General features: G+C 56.8%; 19 protein-coding genes. 7 read left to right on the forward strand and 12 right to left on the reverse strand.

The window, feature by feature from the left end:
- Positions 1 to 19 precede the first annotated feature (19 nt).
- A complete protein-coding gene (locus VNM72_11665) occupies positions 20 to 451 on the reverse strand; it encodes a CBS domain-containing protein (protein ID HXF06055.1) in 432 nt (143 codons plus the stop codon).
- Between the two features lie 1,060 nt (positions 452 to 1,511).
- Here VNM72_11665 and VNM72_11670 point away from each other — a divergent pair.
- A complete protein-coding gene (locus tag VNM72_11670; protein HXF06056.1) occupies positions 1,512 to 2,027 on the forward strand; it encodes a tetratricopeptide repeat protein in 516 nt (171 codons plus the stop codon).
- Between the two features lie 314 nt (positions 2,028 to 2,341).
- Here the strand turns inward: VNM72_11670 and VNM72_11675 are convergent, their stop codons facing one another.
- On the reverse strand, positions 2,342 to 2,851 hold the full coding sequence (locus VNM72_11675) for a hypothetical protein (GenBank protein HXF06057.1): 510 nt from the start codon (positions 2,849 to 2,851) through the stop codon (positions 2,342 to 2,344).
- A 92-nt stretch (positions 2,852 to 2,943) separates the two neighbouring features.
- Between VNM72_11675 and argS the strand changes: the two genes are divergently transcribed.
- A complete protein-coding gene (gene argS / locus VNM72_11680; GenBank protein HXF06058.1) occupies positions 2,944 to 4,959 on the forward strand; it encodes an arginine--tRNA ligase in 2,016 nt (671 codons plus the stop codon).
- A 6-nt stretch (positions 4,960 to 4,965) separates the two neighbouring features.
- Here the strand turns inward: argS and VNM72_11685 are convergent, their stop codons facing one another.
- The 3 genes from VNM72_11685 to VNM72_11695 form a co-directional block, all read right to left on the reverse strand.
- On the reverse strand, positions 4,966 to 6,246 hold the full coding sequence (locus VNM72_11685) for an APC family permease (protein HXF06059.1): 1,281 nt from the start codon (positions 6,244 to 6,246) through the stop codon (positions 4,966 to 4,968).
- Between the two features lie 37 nt (positions 6,247 to 6,283).
- On the reverse strand, positions 6,284 to 7,885 hold the full coding sequence (locus VNM72_11690) for an NAD(P)/FAD-dependent oxidoreductase (protein ID HXF06060.1): 1,602 nt from the start codon (positions 7,883 to 7,885) through the stop codon (positions 6,284 to 6,286).
- Between the two features lie 68 nt (positions 7,886 to 7,953).
- Complete coding sequence (locus VNM72_11695) at positions 7,954 to 8,400, reverse strand: CoA-binding protein (GenBank protein HXF06061.1); 447 nt, start codon at positions 8,398 to 8,400, stop codon at positions 7,954 to 7,956.
- 310 nt (positions 8,401 to 8,710) lie between these two features.
- On the opposite strand from VNM72_11695, the gene VNM72_11700 reads away from it, so the two are divergent.
- The 3 genes from VNM72_11700 to VNM72_11710 all read left to right on the forward strand — a co-directional run bounded on the left by VNM72_11700 (position 8,711) and on the right by VNM72_11710 (position 13,313).
- Entirely contained in the window at positions 8,711 to 9,931 is a 1,221-nt protein-coding gene (locus tag VNM72_11700) for a Glu/Leu/Phe/Val dehydrogenase (protein ID HXF06062.1), read from the forward strand.
- A 16-nt stretch (positions 9,932 to 9,947) separates the two neighbouring features.
- Complete coding sequence (locus tag VNM72_11705; GenBank protein ID HXF06063.1) at positions 9,948 to 11,999, forward strand: YCF48-related protein; 2,052 nt, start codon at positions 9,948 to 9,950, stop codon at positions 11,997 to 11,999.
- A 231-nt stretch (positions 12,000 to 12,230) separates the two neighbouring features.
- Complete coding sequence (locus VNM72_11710; GenBank protein ID HXF06064.1) at positions 12,231 to 13,313, forward strand: DUF1573 domain-containing protein; 1,083 nt, start codon at positions 12,231 to 12,233, stop codon at positions 13,311 to 13,313.
- Between the two features lie 251 nt (positions 13,314 to 13,564).
- On the opposite strand, the gene ssb is transcribed toward VNM72_11710, so the two are convergent.
- The 7 genes from ssb to VNM72_11745 form a co-directional block, all read right to left on the reverse strand.
- The gene (gene ssb / locus VNM72_11715; GenBank protein HXF06065.1) at positions 13,565 to 13,981 is read right to left on the reverse strand and encodes a single-stranded DNA-binding protein; all 417 of its coding nucleotides are present in this window, start codon (positions 13,979 to 13,981) and stop codon (positions 13,565 to 13,567) included.
- A 68-nt stretch (positions 13,982 to 14,049) separates the two neighbouring features.
- The gene (locus VNM72_11720; protein HXF06066.1) at positions 14,050 to 14,919 is read right to left on the reverse strand and encodes a tetratricopeptide repeat protein; all 870 of its coding nucleotides are present in this window, start codon (positions 14,917 to 14,919) and stop codon (positions 14,050 to 14,052) included.
- Between the two features lie 279 nt (positions 14,920 to 15,198).
- Positions 15,199 to 16,146, reverse strand: a complete 948-nt coding sequence (pal, locus tag VNM72_11725) for a peptidoglycan-associated lipoprotein Pal (GenBank protein HXF06067.1) — start codon at positions 16,144 to 16,146, stop codon at positions 15,199 to 15,201.
- Positions 16,147 to 16,165: 19 nt separating this feature from the next.
- On the reverse strand, positions 16,166 to 17,506 hold the full coding sequence (locus VNM72_11730; GenBank protein ID HXF06068.1) for a DPP IV N-terminal domain-containing protein: 1,341 nt from the start codon (positions 17,504 to 17,506) through the stop codon (positions 16,166 to 16,168).
- On the reverse strand, positions 17,506 to 18,300 hold the full coding sequence (locus tag VNM72_11735; GenBank protein HXF06069.1) for a cell envelope integrity protein TolA: 795 nt from the start codon (positions 18,298 to 18,300) through the stop codon (positions 17,506 to 17,508). Before VNM72_11735 ends, VNM72_11730 begins: the two co-directional genes overlap by 1 nt.
- A 2-nt stretch (positions 18,301 to 18,302) precedes the next feature.
- Positions 18,303 to 18,740 (reverse strand): biopolymer transporter ExbD, encoded by a 438-nt coding sequence (locus VNM72_11740; protein ID HXF06070.1) that lies wholly within the window; start codon positions 18,738 to 18,740, stop codon positions 18,303 to 18,305.
- Positions 18,712 to 19,422: a MotA/TolQ/ExbB proton channel family protein gene (locus tag VNM72_11745; GenBank protein ID HXF06071.1), complete on the reverse strand. Its 711-nt coding sequence runs from the start codon at positions 19,420 to 19,422 to the stop codon at positions 18,712 to 18,714. Before VNM72_11745 ends, VNM72_11740 begins: the two co-directional genes overlap by 29 nt.
- Before the next feature lie 190 nt (positions 19,423 to 19,612).
- Here VNM72_11745 and recN point away from each other — a divergent pair, with 190 nt between their 5' ends.
- Both recN and VNM72_11755 read left to right on the forward strand, forming a co-directional pair.
- Positions 19,613 to 21,277, forward strand: a complete 1,665-nt coding sequence (gene recN, locus VNM72_11750) for a DNA repair protein RecN (protein HXF06072.1) — start codon at positions 19,613 to 19,615, stop codon at positions 21,275 to 21,277.
- 56 nt (positions 21,278 to 21,333) lie between these two features.
- Positions 21,334 to 22,174, forward strand: an 841-nt coding sequence (locus tag VNM72_11755; GenBank protein HXF06073.1) for a MiaB/RimO family radical SAM methylthiotransferase, incomplete at its 3' end; no start/stop codon positions are given.

Raw genomic sequence — 22,174 nt, forward strand, 5'->3', positions numbered from 1 at the left:
GAGCAGTTCGGCATCGGGCTCAATACATCTGGAAGAGCTTCTCGTAATACTCGATGATTTCCGATTGCTCCTTCCGATCCACTTTCAGGAGGTCTCCGATGGCGATAAGACCCTTGACCTCTCCCTCATCAGTAACGACGACGAGATGCTGGATGTCATTGGCGAGCATCGTCCCCAGGCATTCGGCATAGGTGTCGTCGGGGGAAGCTGTCATCGGGTCGGGCGTCATAATTTCAGCGACCGTCGTCGTCTCTGGATCGCGGCCTTCAGCGACAACCTTTGTCATGATGTCCCACTGCGAGAGTATGCCCGCCAGTTTATCTCCGTCGAGAACGGTGATGGCGCGGACATCGCGACGGGTCATTTCCTGTGCGGCGCGGCGTACCGAATCGCCCGCCTGTACCGAGTAGATTTCGGTTCTCGATTCTATGAGGTCACGAATCCGCTTCATGGTCCCCTCCTGGCTCATCATTTGGCAAAGATACGTTAAATCAGGCCATAGGGAGAGCAGATCGGCCGGGATACCAAGCTCAAAAAGAGTGACCTGGGGTCCCAGGACATGACCTGGCAATTCAACCGGTGGACAATGCGTACATTTGTGTGGCGTGAGTATGACGATGCTTCGTTGACCTTCTCAATCCGTATGGTCTCACCCAAGATCAAAGGAGATTTCTCAAAATGAAGGCGACTGTGGATTTTTGGTGAGAGCCAAGCTGTCTCCACCTATCTTCTCCTTTGCCCGCTGGGATTTCACCGCAAAACTAATCAAGCAAGGAGGAAATGTCAACTGCTCTGGCGATGAGTCAAAAATCCCCATCTTTCAAAAAACCAGAGCCTTCCACAAGGCTTTCTGAGGGCAAATCCAAAATTAAGGGAATGCATAAAGTGTTTTCCTCGTGAGGTGGTTGACTTGCGTGCTTTTCGCTTAAACAACCGGGACCTGATGCCCGGCACTGGGGAGTCCCGCCGCCCCAAGCGGGCGACCGCTGTGGAACGCTCAGTTTCCTCAAAAAGATGCAGGTCATACTCTATGTCGGTGGGGTGAACCTAACCCTCGCCGGTAGGATCACTACAGACTACGATATGCTACCTAAGCCTCAGTCGTTGAACCATTTGAATGCTGGTCTCGCTTTTTCCAATTGGGCATTTGGGTTAGGCGATCTATGGTTTATCAGCCGTTTGGGAGCCCTTCTTGACGGAGTACAGCCATTTTTGCTAAAGTTACCGCGTCAAGAAAGTTAGCTGTTGAGTCGTAGAGCGCAACGGGAAAGGAAAGCCACGTGAGAAAGGCCCAGAAAAGAGAGAATCACCCGAAGGCTAAACGATTAAAAGCCAAAGGCTTAGTGTCGAAGACGAAAACGTCCCGAACTGAGCGGAAGCCAGGTAAGCCAGGCTCAACAGCAAAGCGTCGCCCTCAGGCCCTAAGAGGGGTAGCCAGGAAAGCATCGCCCCAGACGTCTTCGGGGAAGTTTCATGTCCCACTCGCAAAAACCAGGCCGGCCAGGCAAGCTGTGGAGCCTGTTGTCCTCGTTCGTCCGAAGGCCACGCGGGCAATTCGCGCCTTCGAGCAGGCGATCAAGATTTTCAATCGGCATGACTTTGAGAAAGCGCGGGAGGCTTTTGAGAGTGTCATTGAACGATTCCCCGAGGAGCCTGAAGTCCTTGCGCGGGCGCGCGCTTATTTGACCATATGTGAGCAGCGTCTCAGTCACTCGCCGGCCACCCCGCGAACGGCAGAGGCTTTGTACGACCGTGGTGTAATAGAGTTGAACCGCGGCCAGATAGGGCAGGCCATCCTCCTCTTTGAGAAGGCTCTTCGCCTGGAGCCCGATGCTGACCATATCGTCTATGCCCTCGCCTCTGCCTATGCAAAGGGTGGGAATATTGAGCGCGCCCTCGAAACCCTGAAGCAGTGCATCCGAAAGGATGAAACCTACCGAATCCACGCGCGACGGGATCCTGACTTCCGGAGCCTCTATACCTGTGAGGAGTTCCAAAAGCTCGTTGGAATGGAAGTAGTAGAATAACGAGGCAACCGGTCTTAGAGGGTCCTCTTGCGAAGCCTCCTTCGATTGGTATTCGTTGAGAAAGTCTGCCCCCTTCACTCCACGAGCGACAGATACACCGTCCCCACCCCAAGAGAAAGCATTCCCCTCAAGGATGAATCGCGGGCTATTCTAACCTGATTCTCACGTGGAAAACCCGGCGATCCTGCCCCCTCGCTTAGCTGCAGCAAATCAAGATTTTTTTAATGGAGCGAAACGCTCCTGGCTCGTGGCAAAAGTCCCGTTGCAGCTACAAGCACCTGCTCGAACCGTAGCGACAGGTGGCCATTTAGCCGCTATGCTTCTGTCGCTTCACCCTCCTCTTCCGCTTCCGTTTCAACCGATTGTGGTTCAGCCGAGCTATTGGGCTTTTCGTCTTTGTAGATGTACTTAATGCTTCGCTTGAAGATCAAGAGATTAGGCTCCCCGTTTCGGTGAAGCTTGATGCATGTTTTGTCGTACCATTCGATGGTCCCCCGCACCACCTCACCATCGTGGAAGACGACCACCATTGGGGTCTTCGCTTCCATCTGCTTCTTGTAGTAATAGTTCTCGGCATGGGTTTGCTCAGGTGGTACACGTTTGCGCTGCTGCGTGGGAACCGTTTGCGTACGAGCAAGAGCATTGGGATCATAAAGACCGCTTGTGGTAATAGTTGGGTATGGTGTTCTTACATTCTTTTTCGTCACTCCGACAAATCCTCCGATTCGATTTTTGAACCCGCTTTTTCCATCGGGGAGAGCAGGAACAGGTGTAATGGTACAGGATGAGGGTCGAATGCGCAAGGGGTCCTTCTGATTTTTCATTGCTGTTGTGCAAAGTGAAGTTCGGAGGTGGTGGTGGAGTGCATGTGAGTTTGACTTCATCAGAGACGAATGCTATAGATTTGGTTTTGCGCATGAGTGAACAAGGATCGTCGAGGTACTCCATGCTGGAGAGGATTCTCAGTATTATTCGACAGAGAGTAAGAGAAAGCGCTCTGGAGCTGTGGGGGATAACTCCGGGTGATGTCGTGGTGAACGTTCCCCCACAGCTTTCGTTTGGAGACCTTGCGCTTCCTGTTGCTTTTGACCTGGCTAAAAGACTGTCAGCCGAGCGACATGAGAAGCGAACGCCACGACAATTGGCCGAAGCGCTTGCCGAGCGACTCCGGGATATTGAAGGTGTCGCCCGCGTGGAAGTGGCGGGAGGAGGGTACATTAATCTATTTCTCAAACGGGCACAATTTCTCCGCCATCTAATGACCGCTGGGGAAGAGGTCACACAGTCGCCGGAAAAGATCATCGTCGAGCATACAAGCATCAATCCCAACAAGGCCGCGCACATCGGTCATCTTCGAAACGCTGTGCTCGGCGACACCCTGGTCCGGTTATTGCGCTCAATCGGACGGCGGGTCGAGGTCCACAACTACATTGACAACACCGGTGTCCAGGTTGCCGATATTGTTGTCGGGTTTCTTTACCTCGAGCGCAAGACGCGTGAAGAGATCGAACAGATTCCCGTGAAATTCGACCATTATTGTTGGGATCTCTACGCCCAAGTGACAGCTTGGTACGAAAGAGAGCCTCAAGCCCTCGAGCTTCGCCGCAGGACACTGGCTGAGATCGAGGCGGGGAACAATCCGACGGCGGAGCTGGCCGAGTATCTCTCGATGCGGGTTCTCAACTGTCAGCTTGATACGCTGGACCGGTTGAATATCCGTTATGACCTCTTGCCCCGGGAAGGGGAGATCCTTCATTTAAAGTTTTGGGATCGGGCTTTTGAGATGCTGAAGTCCGCCGGGTTGGTCGTTTATGAAACGACAGGGAAAAATAAGGGCTGCTGGGTCATGCGCGGGCAAAGACCCACGGGCGATGAGACGACGGCTGAGGAAGAAGCCGCCAAAATCCTTGTTCGCTCCGATGGAACGGTCCTCTATACAGCCAAAGACATTGCCTATCACTTGTGGAAGCTCGGTCGGCTGGGCGTGGATTTCAATTACCGACCGTTTCGGACCTACCAGGATGGTCATGTGACCTGGATCACCACGCGGGAGGGCGAGGAAACCCAACGTCACACCCGTCCGATGTTCGGACATGGGACGGCCTACCTGAGCGTCATCGGGTCCGAGCAGAGTTACCTTCAGGCTTTTGTAAAACAAGCGATACAGGCCCTTGTGCCGGATGACGATCAGGTGCGTCAGAGTGCTCATATTGGCTACGAGAAGGTATCCCTGACCCCCCAGGCCTGTCTGGAGTTAGGCATTGAGTTGAGTCCCGAGGAACAGACGCGGAGACAGATAAGCATGTCGGGGCGTCGAGGACTGGGGGTGAAGGCGGATGACCTCATTGACAAGCTGGAGGAAAAGGCGATAGCCGAAGTGCATCAGCGGCATCCGGAGCTAGATACGGAAGCATGCCGGGCAATCGGTCAGTCAATCGCTCGGGCTGCACTCCGATATTTCCTCGTCAAATATAGCCGTACAACACCCATCGCCTTCGATTTTGCCGAGGCCCTCGCGTTTGAAGGCGAGACCGGGCCTTACGCCCAATATGCTGTCGTTCGTGCCAACAGCATCTTCCAAAAACTGCGGGACGCGGGGATGACGCCGCAGGGACTCGAGGCACTGGAGGAAGGGAATCTCGAACAAATGCTGACGGGTACGGAAGGAGACGATTTGTGGTCGCTCATTTATCTTGCCGGCCGGCTGTCGGAGGTTGTTCGACAGGCCTGTGCCAGCTATGAGCCCGCTTTGGTCGCAAAATACGTCTTTCAACTCGCCCAGCGGTTTAACGCTTTCTATCACACCTACCACATCCTGAGCGAGAGTGAGAGTGCCCGGCGGGAACTCTATATCGCTATTGCCGATCTCGTACGGCGGCAGTTGCAACGGGCTCTCAATCTGTTAGGAATCGAAGTCCCCGACCTGATGTGACATTCCCTATCGCTTCCGAACCCAGGCCCAGTTGGCCAGGGCGAAAAGAGCCGTCACCCCGAAGACGTGGATTTCCGACCATCCCATCTGGGTGATCACGGTCAGTGAGAATCCCAGGCCAATAAGGGCGACAATCTGCCCTCCGGGGAGACGAAAGCGGGGCTGCTCAGAACTTTTTCGCCGCAGGACGATCAGTGCGGCGCATGTTGCTCCGTACGTGAAGAGGCGGGCTATGGCCGAAAGCGATACGTTCCAGGCAAATGTTCCTCCGATGGCCACGATCCAGATACAGAGCGCAGAGGCGATGATGGCTCGATAGGGTGTGCGAAACTGTTGGTGGATCGCGGCGAAACTTCGGGGGAAGTCGCCTCGTTCGGCGAGTGCGAAGGGAAGCCGAGGCGTGTTGAGCATCATGGAACTGAGGTATCCGTAGACGGAGATCATTGCGCCCAAGCTGATCCCTGCGGCCCCCACAGGGCCCAAGAATTCTCGGGCGGCTGCGGCCAGAGGGCGCGAGGTCGGCTCGGATGGCGGAAGGGTGGAGACGACGACCAGTTGGACCAGGGTGTAGACCGTAGCCACAACAGCGAGGCCGACAAAAAGGGCGAAGGGAGCATCACGACGCGGGTGCTTGGCCTCGCCCATGGGCAGGAGTGCTGCCTCGAACCCACCATAGGCGAAGATCAGCAACAGCAGTGCGCGCAGCCAATCATGCTCAGTTGGTGGGGACGTTCCGTCCCAGGGAATTGGGTGAGAGCGAGTCAGGATGAGCCCGAAGATGATGAATAACCCCAGGGGAATGAGTTTCGCCACAGTGAAGACGTTGCTGACTTGTGCGCCTGCCCGAACTCCTCGGTAGTTGATCAGCCCGAGAAATCCGATAAGCAGAGTGAGGATGAGGAATCTTGGCAGGGGCTTCACGGCGGGAGACCAGAACTCGGCCAGATAGTTGACGAAAAGATTGGCATTGGCTCCCGCTGCTGTAATTCGCACGAGCCAGGCCAGCCACGCGATCTGCAGCCCGATGAAACGACCGAAAGCATCACGGGCATATAAATACGGTCCCCCGGCATCAGCATACCGTGAAGCAACCTCAGCAAAACAAGCGACGATGGAACCTATTCCGAGTGCAGCGACAAGGTACGCCAATGGACTGGAGGGACCCAAGAGTCTCGCCACTTCCGAAGGAAGTCCGAAAATTCCGCTGCCAATAATGGAGTTGATGACAAGAGCTGTCAGGCTCCACCGGCCGATCGCGCGGATGAGATGGGGTGAAGAATTTGTCATCGAAGATGAAAGTTTCCCTGACCGAGACGGTCAGAGCTCACGCCCGTCTTCTCCTCCAATCCCGGAGAATTTCCCGAGCCGCGTTGAGCCCGGGCACGCCCATGACTCCGCCACCGGGGTGCGTTCCCGCACCGCACAGGTAGAGGTTCCTGATCGGGGTGCGGTACTGGGCCCATCCTCCCACGGGCCGGAGGGAGAAAAGCTGGTCCAGTGTCATGTCGCCGTGGAAAATATTCCCTCCCGTCAGGCCGAATACCTCTTCAAGGTCAAGGGGGGAAAGAACCTGTCGGTGAATGACGCGGTCCTTGAAACCGGGGGCATACTCCTCGATCAGGTCCATTACCCGGTCGGCGTATTCCTCTTTGAGCTGGTCCCAGGTCCCTTCCGCCAAACGGTAGGGGGTGTACTGGAGAAATACACCCATGATGTGCTTCCCTTCAGGCGCCAGCGTTTTGTCGTAGGTTGTGGGAAATGTAATCTCCAGCAACGGTCGCCGTGATGGTTGCCCGTATTTGGCATCGTCCCAGGCTCGTTCGAGGTCTTCCAGACCAGGACAGATGTGGATAGTCGTCTTATGATGGGGTTGAAGATCCGAGCCGGGTGCGGCGCGAAAGCTCGGCAATGCATCGAGAGCAAAATTGATCTTCATGGAACAGCCGGTCATGCGGATGCGCCGGACATCTTCGGCAAAGTCCGGGTCAAAATGTTGGTCGCCGATCAGCGACAGGAAGGTTCGTTTCGGATCGGCATTGGACACAATGATCCGGCCAGGGATCTCTTCTCCGGTGGTCAAAACGACAGCCGTGGCTCGGCCATCCCGGACGACGATGCGCTGGACTTCGGCGTTCGTTCGGATGGTCGCCCCGGCTGAGCGGGCTGCCGAGGCGATGGCGTGCGCAAGGGCCCCCATACCCCCGCGGACAAATCCCCAGAGGCCGCGATGTCCGTTGACCTTGCCCATCACATGATGGAGTAAGACGTAGGCTGTTCCCGGAGTCCTTGGCCCACCACTTGTTCCGATCACACCATCAGTGGCCAGCGTGACCTTCAGCGCATCCGATTCAAACCAGGGATCGAGAAAGTCGGCTGCGCTCTGTGTGAAAATCCGGATCAGCTCAAGGCGTGTTCTCTCACCAGTCCGCGACACCACCCAGCCGAATTTCCCCAGTCTGAGGAGGTCGGGAAGTCCTGTCCGCACAACGTTCGGTGGGGTCATGAGGAGAATTTGTTCGATGGCCTCGGCGAGCCGTTCGATATGTTCTTCGTAGCGAGGATAGGCGTCAGCATCTTTACGGGAAAATCGGGCGATCTCCTGGCACGTTTGTCTTTGATCCTGCCAGATAGTGAGTGACCGGCCATCGGGGAAGGGAGTCCAGAATGCGGGATCTTTAGGAAACACGAAATATCCGTGACGGGGGAGGTCGAGGTCCCGGATGATACGAGGATGCAGAAGGCTGCACAGGTAGGCGGCAGTGGAGACCTTGAAGCCGGGGAAGACCTCTTCCGTTACACAAGCTCCTCCGATGAGGGAGCGCCGCTCAAGGACAATCACCCTCAAGCCGGCGCGTGCGAGGTAGGCTGCCGTCACAAGGCCATTGTGACCTCCGCCCACAATGACTACATCCCACGTCTGAGTCATGTTCTACCGGTGCCGTGCGCTGCTCTTCGTAACAGCAGGCCCTTGCCATAGGTCGGAGGAGCACTCATCTAGCGTGCGAGCCCCTCAGCTCCACTACGGGCGCAGGCAAACAACTTGCAGTGCTCCTTGAGCATGCATCTGTTGACCACGACCATCAGTCCGGCTGTGAGGGCTCGGTGGGCTGCCTGCTCATCGAGGACGCCCTCCTGCATCCAGATTGCTGGAATCCCCAAACGAATGGCTTCCTCGACGATGGGAGCAACGTGTTCCGAGCGGCGAAAGATAGTGACGACGTCTATCTTTTCAGGGACGTCGCTCAGTCGAGCATATGCGCGTTCGCCGAGGACTTCAACCTCGAAGGGATTGACCGGGATTATCCGATATCCCTGGGACTGAAGGTACTCGGCTACGCCATGACTCGGACGGGTCGGCTTTGAGGATAGTCCCACGACGGCGATGACCTTACTGGACAGGAGAATCTTCCGAATGACGTTCGGATCGTTAATCCGCATCATTCTCGCTCGTCGCCGCTGATTCTGTGTAGCCAATATGAGTAGCACACTTACGGGGGAAATGCAAAATCGGGCCGGAGTGTTCGACTCAAACCGAAGCCTGAGCTGATGGGCCGGAGGATTCTCGCATCCGCACAGCTCTGACCGCCGGCGCTGTATTCAATCTGTCGCTTCTCGTTCGCAGAGTCACAGATGTGATAAAATGGCACTTCTTGTGAGACAACAACTGCGGGGATACCAGGAGGAACGGCGCACTATGTATCGGAGCTTTGATCGGTTGGAAGATGTCAATGAGGATAATCCGCTCGATTCTATGATCTATCATTTTGACCGCGCGGCCCGGCTGATTAATCTGGAGCGCGATCTCTACAACTTCATGCGGTATCCGAGCCGTGAGATCACCGTCTATATCCCTGTGATGATGGATGACGGCCATCTGGAAGTTTTTGTCGGCTATCGCGTGCAGCATAACTTCGCCCGAGGTCCGGCCAAAGGGGGCATTCGCTACGCTCCCGATGTGACGCTCGATGAGATTCGAGCGTTGGCTGCCTGGATGACATGGAAGTGTGCCGTCGTTAACATTCCTTTCGGCGGAGCAAAGGGAGGGGTGGTGTGTGACCCGTCGAAGTTGTCGCGGGGAGAACTGGAGCGACTGACGCGGCGCTACACGGCTCAGTTGCTCGATGTGATCGGTCCTGAGCGCGACGTCCCGGCACCGGACCTCAACACCGATGAGCAGATCATGGCGTGGATCATGGACACATACTCGATGCATGCTCGCCATGCGGTGACGGCGGTGGTCACCGGCAAGCCGGTGGAACTGGGTGGGTCGGCCGGTCGCCGACAGGCAACTGGACGTGGTTTGCTCATCGTCGCGCGTGAGGCGTGTCGCCAGTGCGGCATTTCCCCAGAGGGGGCCCGAGTCGTTATTCAGGGAGCAGGAAACGTCGGAGGGGTGGCGGCCGAGCTTCTCCATCAGGCCGGATTCCGCGTCATCGCTATAGCTGATGCGCTCGGCGGAGTCTATAATCCGCATGGGCTCAACATCCCGGAGCTTATGCACTATCATCGGTCGAATAAAACCTTTCACGGGTATCCGGAAGGGGAGGACATCAGCAATCGAGATCTTCTGGAACTTGAGTGTGAGTTGCTCATCCCGGCGGCCGTGGAAAATCAAATAACATCCCGAAATGCTGACCGTATTCGCTGTAAGATCCTCTGCGAAGGTGCCAACGGACCGACAACGGCCATTGCTGATGAGATCCTTGACAAACGTGGGATTTTTGTCGTGCCGGATATTCTGGCTAATGCCGGTGGGGTCACTGTGAGCTATTTTGAATGGGTGCAGGATCGAATGGGTTACTTCTGGAGTGAACAGGAAGTTGTTGAGAAACTCGAAGCCGTTATGGTAAAAAGCTTTCGCGACGTCCTCGGTTACGCCGAGCGGTTCGGCGTAACGATGCGTACGGCAGCCTATATGCTGGCGATTGATCGTGTGGCGTACGATACGAGGATACGTGGCATTTATGCCTGAGTGGAGGAAGAGGTCAATGTGGCGGCGAATTCTCAGCAGCTTACTTGTGGTGATAGTGACTGCTTTAGCTTCTCCTCTTTCGTTGGGAAGCTCTTTTCCTGAAAGCGATTCACCTCCGTTGTGGCAGTGGACGCTCACAGGCCCCTTTGGCGGGGATGCCCGCCGGTTGGCTGCTCACCCCAGGCTACCGAACCGCGTGTTTGTGGGAACTAATGACGGGCAATTATTTCGTTCGGAAGACGGGGGACGACGCTGGGTGCTGGTCACGGGATTTAATCGGCCAGGCTTTTGCGTGAGCGAGATTCTCATTGATATCGAGAACCCTGACACGCTGTATGTGGCGGGGTGGTTGCTTTTCCATGAAAACGGCGGGGGGATTTACCGGAGCCGGGACGGAGGTGTCACATGGGAGCTTGTGCTACACAGTCAATCGGTTCGGGCACTGGCCCAGTCCCCCACACGCCCCGATGTCCTGGTGGCGGGAACGCTCGATGGCGTGTTGATGAGTCGTGATCGGGGAAGCACATGGCAGAGGATCTCCCCCGAAGGTCACCCGGAAATACGTAATATCGAATCGCTGGCGGTTGATCCTCGTTCGGAACAAATAATCTACGTGGGCACATGGCATCTGCCCTGGAAGACGGTTGACGGGGGAAGGACCTGGTTCCGAACCGGAGGCCGAGACACTGGAATCGTGGATGATTCGGATGTCTTCAGCATCGTCATTGACGGTTCCAACCCGGACGTTGTTTACCTGACAGCATGCACGGGAATTTACAAGTCAGTGACAGCCGGCAGAAGGTGGTCGCGCGTGAGCGGAGTTCCGTCGCGGAGCCGACGGACGCTGACGCTGGCGCAGGATGAGGGAGACCGGAGGGTTGTATATGCAGGGACGACCGAAGGGCTTTGGAGGACAACGGACGGAGGAGCGACTTGGAGTCTGATAACATCTGATCGGTTAATCGTCCAGGATATCGCGTTGATCCGGGACCCGGGTGACGCAGGCGCAACAGTTCTCATTGCTACCGAAAATGCTGGCATTCTGGCGCTCCGTCCCGGCCGCGACCGTTTTGAGACGTCCAACGAAGGGTTCTCAAATCGAACGGTTTCTGTAGTTGTGGCAGATCGAGAAATCCGTGGGCGGATTTACTGCGGCCTGTTGCGCCGGGGATTGTCGAGTCCGTTGTTTCTCAGTGAGGATGGTGGCTACACGTGGTCAGAGGTGACATCGGCACGAGAGCTCCTGGAGATTTTATCGCTGTTTCAATCCCGAAAGAGAGGAGACGTCTACTATGCCCTGACTCCACGCGGAATCTTTCGCTCGGAAAACCGGGGTCTAACATGGAGTCGGATGCCGTCGGTGGAGTCAGAGGCTGTCAAGGGAAAGGAGGCGGAAAGCATCGTCGAAGTGGCCGAGACGTCGAAGGGAGATCTGCTGGCCCTCACCCGGAGGGCGCTTTACCTCTTCGATCAAACAAATCAATCGTGGCGGCGGATTACTGTTGCGTGGAGTGGAGTTCGCTTCACTTCGCTGCACGCAAGTGAAACGGACGCTCTCTTTGTGGGAACGGATAGCGCGATCCTTCTTGAGAGTCGGGATCGAGGTCAGCTATGGAAGCGATTGCATATTCCGCCTGCCGCCGGGGCCATCCAGGCGATATTCGCTCATCCCGCCGACGAGGGACTCCTCTTTATCGGGACTCCTGTTGGGTTATTCCGTTCTCATACGGGAGGAAAACACTGGGAGAGGTGCAGCGACGGGTTGCCGGTAGCCGATATTGTTTCGATCCGGGTGCGGCCTGATCAACCAGATGAGATGGTGGTTTGCGACTATCGGCGGGGAGCAATTTACTATTCCCGGGATCGAGGTCGCACATGGGAGCGGATTGATGCCGTGACGGCCAAGTCAAGAGCCTGGATGGCGAGTTTCGATCCGTTTGATACGGACCGCGTGCTCGTGGCCTCAAGTGGTGCGGGCGTATATGTTGGGATCCGTCAGGCGCGCAGGGAGGCAATTTCGTCTTCACTCGCCTTCGTAAGATTGCGCCTCTTGACTAGTCCTCAGTGAGATAGACATCCCCCATCACGTATTTCCTTAACGTGTTGAGGGACAGCTCCTGCCCTCGGAGTACATCAGCGGAGGAAAGTTGAAGAAAAGGGTGAAGAAATTAGTTCTTGACTTTTCCTGGTGCTTTCGTACTATAGCGTGCCATGATGTTGCGCGAAGAGATAGTACGGCAAGTCCGAGATCGGGTTGAGCGCGTGCTCGTATCGCTAAAACCAATCGGGAGTGGATGCGATGAGACGACAGTTCCAGTTCATGATCGTGGCTGCAACAGTTATTCTTGCCGCCGGGGTTTACGTCTCTCTCGGTTCCTGGAAAACGTGGATCCTGCTTTCTCCCCTGAAAGTATCGGTCATCTGGGCTGACGTTGCTCCGACCTCTTCGACGAGCGAAGCGGAGGCTCGGAGGAAAGTAGATCCGACGGATCGGAGTGTTGTGATATCCCGTACCGAGGCGGATTTTGGTGTGGTCCCGGTAGGGGAAACGAGTCGGGAGATCCCCTTCACCGTCACCAATGGAGGTAGTGTTCCGTTGGAGTTGAGAGGGATTCACAGTCGAACGGGAGCTTTTGTCGTGGCACGGGGACCAAACCTCCCAGCTCGAATTGGATCGGGAGTTCGCGTAACGGTTTCGCTTATTTTTTCGCCTCGTGAACTGGGCCCCGTGAACGACGTGGTTGAAATCTCTACGAATGCAAGCAACGGACCCGTCACCATCCCGGTTCGAGGGCAGGGCATCGCCTCGATAGCACCTGTTCATTTAGTGGGAAAGCCGAGGGTTCAAGAGCGGGAAGCCGGACACATGGCGAGAAAGTTAACGCAGAAAGAAGAAGGCGACAAAGGGCATGTGGAGGTGCCTGCGCGGGATCCGGAGAGTTCAAAGCCCAGCGGTATTATTACCATCGGGGTCTCACCGATGCCAGGCACGATTGCAACTGGGACCGTCGCAACGAACATGCCGTTACCTTCCTGGCTGGACTCGGAGCCATTCCGCAAAAGTGTGCCGTATGTCAGACTCGCGGTGCAAAGGCTGAGGGAGACCCGCAACCAGATCATCCGGTGCGAATGGGAAGTTGTGAATCCAACCGGTCGGCCTCTGAGCTACTCGCTCTATTACGAACGGGAGGGTGAACGAGTCCTGCTCATGTCGGGCCTCAGCGGGCAGAGCACTGATCTTGACCTGGCCAGTCTAGCCGGTGGTCGAATTATCGTTCAGGCCACGGACGGGAGCTTCACGTCCGAGGATTCCATCAGCTTGGCTTCGAGCGAGACTCACGGCGGCGGCAGTACGACTCTCGATCCGCGCCTCAGGCACTAAGGGAAGGCCATTGGCGCGGTCATCGAGCGTTCAGGCGAGGTCTGAAAGAATTCACTTCATCGTGGTTTCTTCTCAAGCAGCTCCTCAACCTATCTATCCGGACAGTTAACCTAGCGGAAGGCCTGGTCCACTTGATGAGGTAACGCCTCAGAGGAGAGTATCACCTTAGGGTCGTTCCAGTGTGAGCCATGCCTTAAGGTATTTTCTCTATAACAGTCCTTCAGGTTTTCCTCTCACCGTATGATCTTGAACTAGAATGGAACATCATCGTCAGTTACTGCATCGCCCGGTGGTGGCGGAACGAGTGGTTCTTCCTCTGTTTCTTCCGCGGGTTCAGGGGCCCGTCGGTCAAGAAAGCGCATGTCGGTTGCCTGGACTTCAAGCGACGAACGTATGGTTCCATCGCGAGCTGTAAACTCGTTCAGGCTCAAACGTCCCTCGATGTAGACCAGGCTCCCCTTTTTGAGGTACTGGTGAGCGAGTTCCGCGAGCCTTCGCCATGTGGTCACGCGGAACCAGGTCGTCTTATCCTGAAATTCCCCAGCAGCGTCTCTTCGACGCTCATTAGTGGCCACGGAAAAACTGCACACGGGGATTCCCTGAGGGGTGTAGCGGAGTTCGGGATCACGTCCCAGGTTACCGACAATTATGATTTTGTTGAACGACATAGGGACCTCCTCTTTGCAAAGGAATTAAGGAGCTGAAACCCTCAGTGCCTCGGGCGCATCATGGAAGCTCATGGTCTTCTCCTCGGTCGAGTTTGGCGGGGTCGGGCTTGAGGCTCCTCGACCGGTACGCCCATCTGTTCCAGGCGCTGTCGGGCGGCGAGGGTCTCGGGTTGGTTGGTTCCTCCTTTAGCCAGGATTCTGAGTTCAGCGATGGCTTCGGCCTCACGCTTGAGTTCGAGTAGGGCGAGGGCTTTTTTCAATCGGGCTGCCGCAAGTTTGTTGCTCTGCGGGAAACTTCCGATGAGGCGATCGAACTCGATGATGGCTTGGTCGTAGCGGCCCTGTCCGTAGTGACATTCGCCGATCCAGTACTGGGCGTCGTCGGTCGTCTCCAAAGACGGGAAGCGCTCGATGAACTGTTGAAACTGAGCGATGGCAAGCTCGTAATGACCCCGGAGGTAGTCTCCGTAGGCGGCGCTGAAAAGCTGAACGGGATCGGTGGGATCTATTCGAGTCGGTGACTGGCGCTGCCACTCGGCGATCGTTTCTCTCAACCCCGCGATCTGGTCGCTCACCTGGGCGATTTTTTCCGTAGCAGACCGGAGGTTCGTCTCCAGAGCGAGGAACTGTGAGTTGACCGTGTTGAAGTTTCCCGTCACTTTAGCCTGGGTATCGCTGAGCGATTGTTGAACAGTGCCGAGGGTGTGATTAAGGACAGCAACCGTATCATTGATCTGGCTGATAAGGGCCAGGAGTTGTCCATTGCTCCGATCAACCGATGTCTGGAGATCGCGAATATGGCGTTGCAGGACGATGACTTCCGCCTGGAGTTTTTCGATCGCCTCGATCTCCTTTTTACCAACGGGTGACGGGCTGGCCACCGCACCCACAGAGATCAAGGCCAGTGCCAACCAGAAGCCAAGAGTTCTCGTGTTCATATCTCTTCGTCCCTCCACGGCGGCGAGGTCGGGGATCACGCTCATGGCGTGTAACTCCCCTCCTTGGGGCGCATTAATGTGTGAATCAGCGCCCTCGGCTCCTCCGCCTTCTCTTCTTCGTCAACTCTAGCGGAACAAGCGGGACCTTGACAAGCGGTTTCATCGCTCGACCGCGAGCACGCCGGAGAGGCTCCCATCCCCGATGGCGAGCCTCCCGGCTTTGTCCTTACGCTATGCGGTGGCTACAGGCGATCCCGTCCGCGAGCCAGGTCCGATTGATCATCGCCGTGGAGTTCTCTCACCCCCTTCTATGTAGATGAACTCCGCCCGTCGGTTCAATGCCCAGGCTCGCTCGTCGTGGCCGGGATCCGCCGGTCGAGTTTCGCCGAAGCTGATCGTCTGAATCCGTTCGGCGGCGATTCCCAGGCTCATGAGGAACTCCTTGACGGCGTTAGCACGTCGGTCGCCCAGGGCCAGATTATATTCTTCCGTCCCGCGTTCGTCGCAGTGTCCTTCTATTCGGAAAATTATTGTTCTGTTCTCCGACCGGGAGAGCCAATCGGCGGCCCGGCGGAGTCGGGCCTGTGCTTCTTCATCAAGTTCCGCGCTATCGAAGGCGAAGTAGACGACGTGGACGGCAGCGGCGAACTCCTCCGGGATGTTGCGTGGGGGTGGAGGCGGCGGCGGAGGTGGCGGGGGCGGAGGAGGTTCGGTGACAGTCAGCCGTGCGCTGGCCGATGCCTCCCCGCCGGGTCCTCGTGCGATGGCCGAATACGTCGTTGACTGAGAGGGCGAGACACTCCGACTCCCACTGACTTCGACCGGGCCGATCCCGGAAATTTCGACGGAGTTAGCGTGTTCGCTCTGCCAGCGGAGTGTTGCGCTTCGGCCTCGTTCGATGACCGAGGGCTCCACTGACAATGTGATCGTTGGACGGGGTGGCGGAGGGATCACCTCGACGCGGGCCGTTGCTCTCGCTTCGCGCGAGCCGCGCTTGCCCACGAGTTCAAAAGTTGTCGTTTCGCGTGGAGCGACCCGCGTTGATCCCGACTTTGCAACGGGTTGGTTGTTCAGGGTGACCGTTCGCGCATGCTTTGATGTCCAGGTTAATTCGACCTCCTCACCCTGATTGATTCGTTCCTTTGACGCGGTCAATGAGACTTGGGGACGGCACGCTGACCCCAGAATGGCAACGGCAGCAAGGCACAACAAGACGCTCTTTTTCATGATGTCCCCCCAGGAAAGGTTATGGTGACCATGCCGGTAGTCGTCCACCGGAGGTCGTGATTTGTTTTATGCCCGTTCCGTCAATGTGCATGATGTAGATCTCGGACCGACCTGTCCGGTCTGATTGAAAAGCGAGGTGGCGACCATCGGGAGACCAGGTCGGACTCTCGTTGTTCCCAACGCCATCGGTGAGCTGGAGGATCTCACGGGTCGCCACATCGAGAAGAAAGATGTCGAATGTCGCCGCCTCCGGCGGACGCCAGGCGAAAGCGATATAGCGTCCATCCGGGGACCAGGCGGGAGAATCTGCCGAACCTCCGCGATCCAGGAGTCGGCGGAGGTTGGTTCCATCGGCGTCAATGACGTAAATCTGTGGAGTCCCGCTACGATTTGAGATGAAGGCGATTTCCCGACCGGTTCGAGGATTCCAGCGGGGCGACGAGTGAATCACTGACGGCTCATCGGTGAGCTGGCGGATCGTCTTTCCATCGCTGGATGCAACATAGAGCTGCGTGCTGTTACTGTCTTTGCTCGAACAAAAGGCGATCCACCGTCCATCGGGAGAAAAGACGGGTGACAGGGTCGTGCCCTGACTGAAGTGAGGGAAGGGGATAAGGGATCCATCCCTGACCGAACGAATGCGAATGTTGGGTACCCCGGTGGCAAAGGAGACATAGGCGATCTTCTGCCCATCCGGAGACCATGCGGGCAACAAGGCGAGCGATCCTTCCTGTGTCAATGGGCGAATCGAGGCTCCGTCATAGTCCATGAGGTAAATTTCACTGCGCCGGCCGGATCCTGAGACAAAGGCAATCTGGCTGGTGGCGATGCCTGGTCTGCCGGTGAGGGCCTTGACGATTTCGTCAGCCACGCGATGAGCGATCCGCCGGGCTTGATCGCGTGACCCCCGATGCTGAACAGAAAGGATCTTGGTGCGGGCCGGCACGTCGTAGAGATAAGCCTCGACGATAAGCTCTTGGGGATCGGCGGCAACGTTGCCGAAAACCAGATAATCAGCCCGTGTGGGATCGCTGCTCCAGCGAGCGAAATCCACCTGTGAAGGGTCGGCCGGTTTCTGATTGGGATAGAGGCTCCGACCGACGACGTGGGCGACGGCAGCAAATGTAAGATCGTCAAACAAGACCTGACTGATCGTTGCCGCCGCCGATTCTGCTCTCTCGGTTCGCGGAGCAAAATCGGCGACCGCCAGGGACGGCCCGCTTCCGGGTGTGACGATGATTTTGCCAATTTCCTGCTTCAGCGGTTGCTGCCCCACGCCTTGGGATGGCGGGATCAGCGCAGCCATACCGAGCAGCGCGATGCCAACCTGTCGTCGTTCAAAGCGGAATCCCCACATCATCAGTACTGGAAATATATCTCGGCGAAAGCTTCACGAATTCCCGGAAGGAAATCCCCGGGAAAGGGAATGGGATTTCGGTTTAACTCGAGCAAGGCAGCTTCGACACGGGCATCGATCACGGGATTGCCGCTCCGGGTGACGAACGCCAGGGGGTCGAGACGACCATTCACGATCGAAAGAACCCTGCCCGTCCGATCAAATCTCACGCGCACGACGACAAACCGTGAGTTCCCGGAGTGAGAAGGTGCATAGCGATAATAGCTCATAAGCGCTTGTTGCAAACGACGGCCGTAATCGGATCCACCGGGAATCCCCTGGCTGCCGAATCCTTCTCCGATTCCAATCCCTCCTCGCAGCCCAAAAGGGGCCGTCGGGGAGCCACCCGTTGCGGCAGATGGTGTCCCAATCCGAGGCGGAGAGAAGAGTCGCGGAGCCGGTGCAACAGGTTTTTCGGTTGGTTGTGAGACAGGTGAGCGCGGGGGCGTCTCGAGAGCGATGTCCTCTTTTCCTGCGCTCGGCCCCCCACTCTGGTGCATTAACTGCTTACGAGCCTCAAGTGCCGCTTCGGACGGTGCAACCGAGGGAACCTCTGAGGGGGAGACGATACCGATGGCCACAGCTCCTCCCGTGGTTCCCTCTCCGGCAACAGCTATGAAGGTCTCGTTGCGCGGAGATCGCCAGCGCGAGATACCCACCAGCAGACAGAGCAAAAGCGCATGAGCGAGCACCGAGATGAGGAGCGACCGACCGTAGATGTCGTTGATGTGAAGTTGCGATGGGCCGGCGATCCTCATGATCACTTGAGTGGCTCGGTCACGAGATTGACGCTGGCTCCCGCCGATCGGCAGAGACTCAGGACGTAGGCGATAATACGGTAGGGGGTTTCTCCATCACCCCGAATGAAAACACGCTTGTCGCTGGATTGAGAGAGGCGCTCGGTGAGCCGGGCCGGTAGATCATCAACGGGTATGGCATCATGTCCCATTCTTCCGGCTGTGCCGAGATAGATGTTCCCCTGCTGATCAATGGTGATGATGATGGCGCGGCTGGGTGGGGGCTGAGCTTCGACCGTCTTTGTTTTGGGAAGTGTCACGCGAATTCCCGTCTGCAAGAGCGGCGCCGTAATCATGAAGATGACCAGCAATACGAGCATGACGTCAACGAGGGGCGTCACATTGATCTCGGAGAGGGTTGTGAGGCCCCGGTTATGATGATGAAGATCGGATAAGGCCATAGGGCATGGGAGACCGCTCGGCGCGGGCCAGGAGTTCAAGCATGAATTGCTCCGTCAGCGCCGAAAGTGAGCGAAGCCGGGCGACGAAATAGTTGTGGGCGAAATAAGCGGGCACGGCGGCAAATAGTCCCAGAGCAGTGGCCGCCAGCGCCTCAGCGATCGCGGGGGCAACGGTTTCGATCGAGGGTTGGACGCTCGACGAGAGTCCCTCGAAGGCCATGATGATCCCGACAACAGTTCCGAAAAGTCCAATGAAAGGGGCAGTCGTTCCGATGGAAGCGAGCCAGGGAATACCCGCTTCGAGCTGACTTACGGAGGCTAGTGCTGTCTTTCTCAGCGTGCGTTCTAGGACTGTGGCCCGAGCTACAGCCTCACCCTCTGGAAGTTCCTCCGACCGTGACAGCTCAGTATGACTAGCCAGATAAAGAGCAGCCAGGGGACTACGAGGAAAGCGGCGGGATGCTCGAAGTGCTTCGCGGGTGTTAGAAAGGTCGGCGACGGCGGTGAGAAACTCGTGAGATTCGCGCAGAGCGTGTCGGATCATCTGATATTTGCTGATGATGATGGCCCAGGAGACGATCGAGAGTGCAAGAAGAAGACCCATGATGACGAGGGAGGGCAGCGATGCATGAGCGATCAGACGAACGAGATGTTCCGTTGAGCTTTGAATAATGACTGTCATCTTTGGTCTCCGCTGCGACCGCTCAACTTCTTGACTCAGAGGGTCATTTTAGCGGTGCCACTGGGGTGTGTCAATCATCTCCGTCCGCCTGGGGTAGACGTTCACCTCACAATGTTCGTAAGGATCGGTGATTGGCGGAAGTGAAAAAGACGGATGACAGGCTCAGGGGTTTGTGATACACTTGGGGGCGATGCTGAAGTTCCTGAAGATCTCGAACCTGGCGGTGATCCGAAACCTCGACCTGGAGTTCGAGGGGGGACTAAACCTCCTGACCGGAGAAACGGGTTCGGGCAAGTCAATCATCGTTGATGCCGTTTCTCTCCTATTTGGTGATCGCTCAAGTTCCGACCTAGTGCGCAGTGGAGAGGAACGAGCGACTATCGAGGGGCTATTTATCATTGAAGCGAGCGGGGTGGAGGAAATCTGCCGCGCCGCCGGTTTGGAGCTCCCGGGAGGAGAGATCATCATTCGGCGAGAGATTTATGCGTCGGGCAGGAGTCGGGCTTTTGTGAACGAGCGACTCGTTTCGCTCGCGTTCTTGAAGGAGATTCGGCCCCGACTGGTTGACATTCACGGGCAGGGGGAGTCGCAGACGTTACTCGTTCCCCGCACACAGGCTGCTCTTCTGGATGCCTATGCTGGGGTGGAAGCCTTGAGCGAGCACGTGCGCGATCTGGCCGAGCGGTACTGGCAGCTGCGCTCGGAGCTGGATCGGTTGCGCACCAGCGAGGCCGAAAGGCTGCGGATGCTGGATGTTTATGACTTTCAGATTGCGGAGATCGAGAAGGCGAAACCTCGGGCTGGTGAGGATGAAGAGTTACAGAAGGAGCGACGACTGCTCGTGAATGCGGAAAGGGTCTATCAGCTCACCTCGGATTCTTATGCCGCTCTGTATGAGAGCGATGAGTCGGTTCTCCGGCGGCTCGGGCGCGTGAAGAAATGGCTCCAGCAGGTAGCCGAGGTAGATGCTCAATTCCGTCAGGTGGAACAGGAATTGGAACGAGTTCAGGCTGTTGTTGAGGACGTCGCCTACTTCATCCGGGAGTATATTGGGTCGCTTGACTTTGCTGCGGGCCGGCTGGATGAAGTGGAGGCTCGACTGGCGGAACTCGAACGACTGAAGAGGAAGTATGGTCCTACGCTGGAGGATGTTCTGTCATCCCTGGAAGCGATGAAGCGCGAGCGTGAACGACTCCTGTTGAGCGACGTACAGAAGGAGGAGCTGGAGAGGGAAGTCGAGAAGATTGAGCGCGACTATTTGAGGGCGGCTGAGCAACTGCGTGAGGCGCGCCATCGCGCCGCCCGCCAGTTGGAGCGGGCGATTCGATCGGAGGTGCGCCAGTTGGCGATGGAGCAGATTCGGTTTGATGTTGCCTTTCATCCGGTGGAAGTGATTCCCTCGGTCGAGGGGCTGGAGAGGGTCGAGTTTCTCGTCGCAACAAATGTCGGGGAATCGCTCAAGCCTTTGGGGAGAGTGGTCTCGGGGGGAGAGCTGTCTCGTTTGATGTTAGCGCTGAAAGTCATTGGGGGGCGGATGGTTGGACCACGTACGCTGATCTTCGATGAGATTGATGCGGGTATTGGCGGGCGCGTGGCTGAGTTAGTGGGTCAGCGTCTGAAGCAGTTGGCGGCGACGCATCAAGTCTTTTGCGTCACGCATCTTCCGCAGATTGCGAAGTTTGCCGATGTCCATTACCGTGTCCGGAAGGAAGTGGATCCGAAGCGCGGGACGGAGGTCCAGGTAGACCGATTGAGTCAGGAGGAGCGGGTGACGGAACTGGCCCGGATGCTGGCGGGCGAGCGGGTGACGGAGATCACGCGCCGCCATGCGCGCGAACTGCTCAGGACGGTCTGAGGGTTCCAATAAGTTTATGATTTCATGGGTATTAGGAGGAATGTCGGCGAGCCGACATGAGCAAAAAATTCTACATTGAAACCTACGGCTGCCAGATGAACGCTCTCGATTCGGAGGCTGCTGCGGCGCTTTTGCGACGGCTGGGCCTGGAACCGACGGATGATCTGGGAGAGGCTGATATCGTCCTTATTAACACCTGCATGGTCCGGGAGAAGCCCGAGGAAAAGGTTTATACTCGGGTGCACCAGATCCGGCGCGCTAAGAAAGAGGCTGTTGTGGGGATCATGGGGTGTATGGCTCAAGCACATGGTGGGGCGTTGCTCGAACGACTTCCTGGAGTGCGGCTCGTCGTCGGCACGCAGAAGCTCAAGGTTCTTCCGGAGATGGTACTTTCAGTTGACGGCGAGCCACGCGCGGACGTCAAGACCGAAAACATCCCGGAGTTTGTCGAAATCGCTCCCTGGGAGCGGACGCGTCGCCACAGTGCGTTTGTGACGATCATGGAGGGCTGCGACAAGTTCTGTTCGTTTTGTATCGTTCCCTTTACCAGAGGACGCGAACGGAGTCGCTCTCCGGAAAAGATTCTTGGTGAGCTTCGGGCCTTGCGGGATATGGGCTATAAGGAGGTGTGCCTGCTCGGGCAGAATGTAAACAGCTATGGACTGAGTCGCCGGCGGGAGGACGGGGAGCGAATGACTTTTGCTGAACTTCTCCGCATGCTGGCTGAGAAGTCCGGACTGCCCCGAATCAAATTCACAACGTCTCATCCCAAGGACTTCAACCGGGAGATCGTGCAAGCCATTGAAGACTACCCGAACCTGTGTAACTGGGTGCACCTGCCGCCGCAATCGGGGTCGGATCGAATTCTCGGCATGATGAATAGGGGTTATCGGCGGG

The organism is Blastocatellia bacterium (assembly GCA_035573895.1).
In the GTDB taxonomy this organism is placed as follows: domain Bacteria; phylum Acidobacteriota; class Blastocatellia; order HR10; family HR10; genus DATLZR01.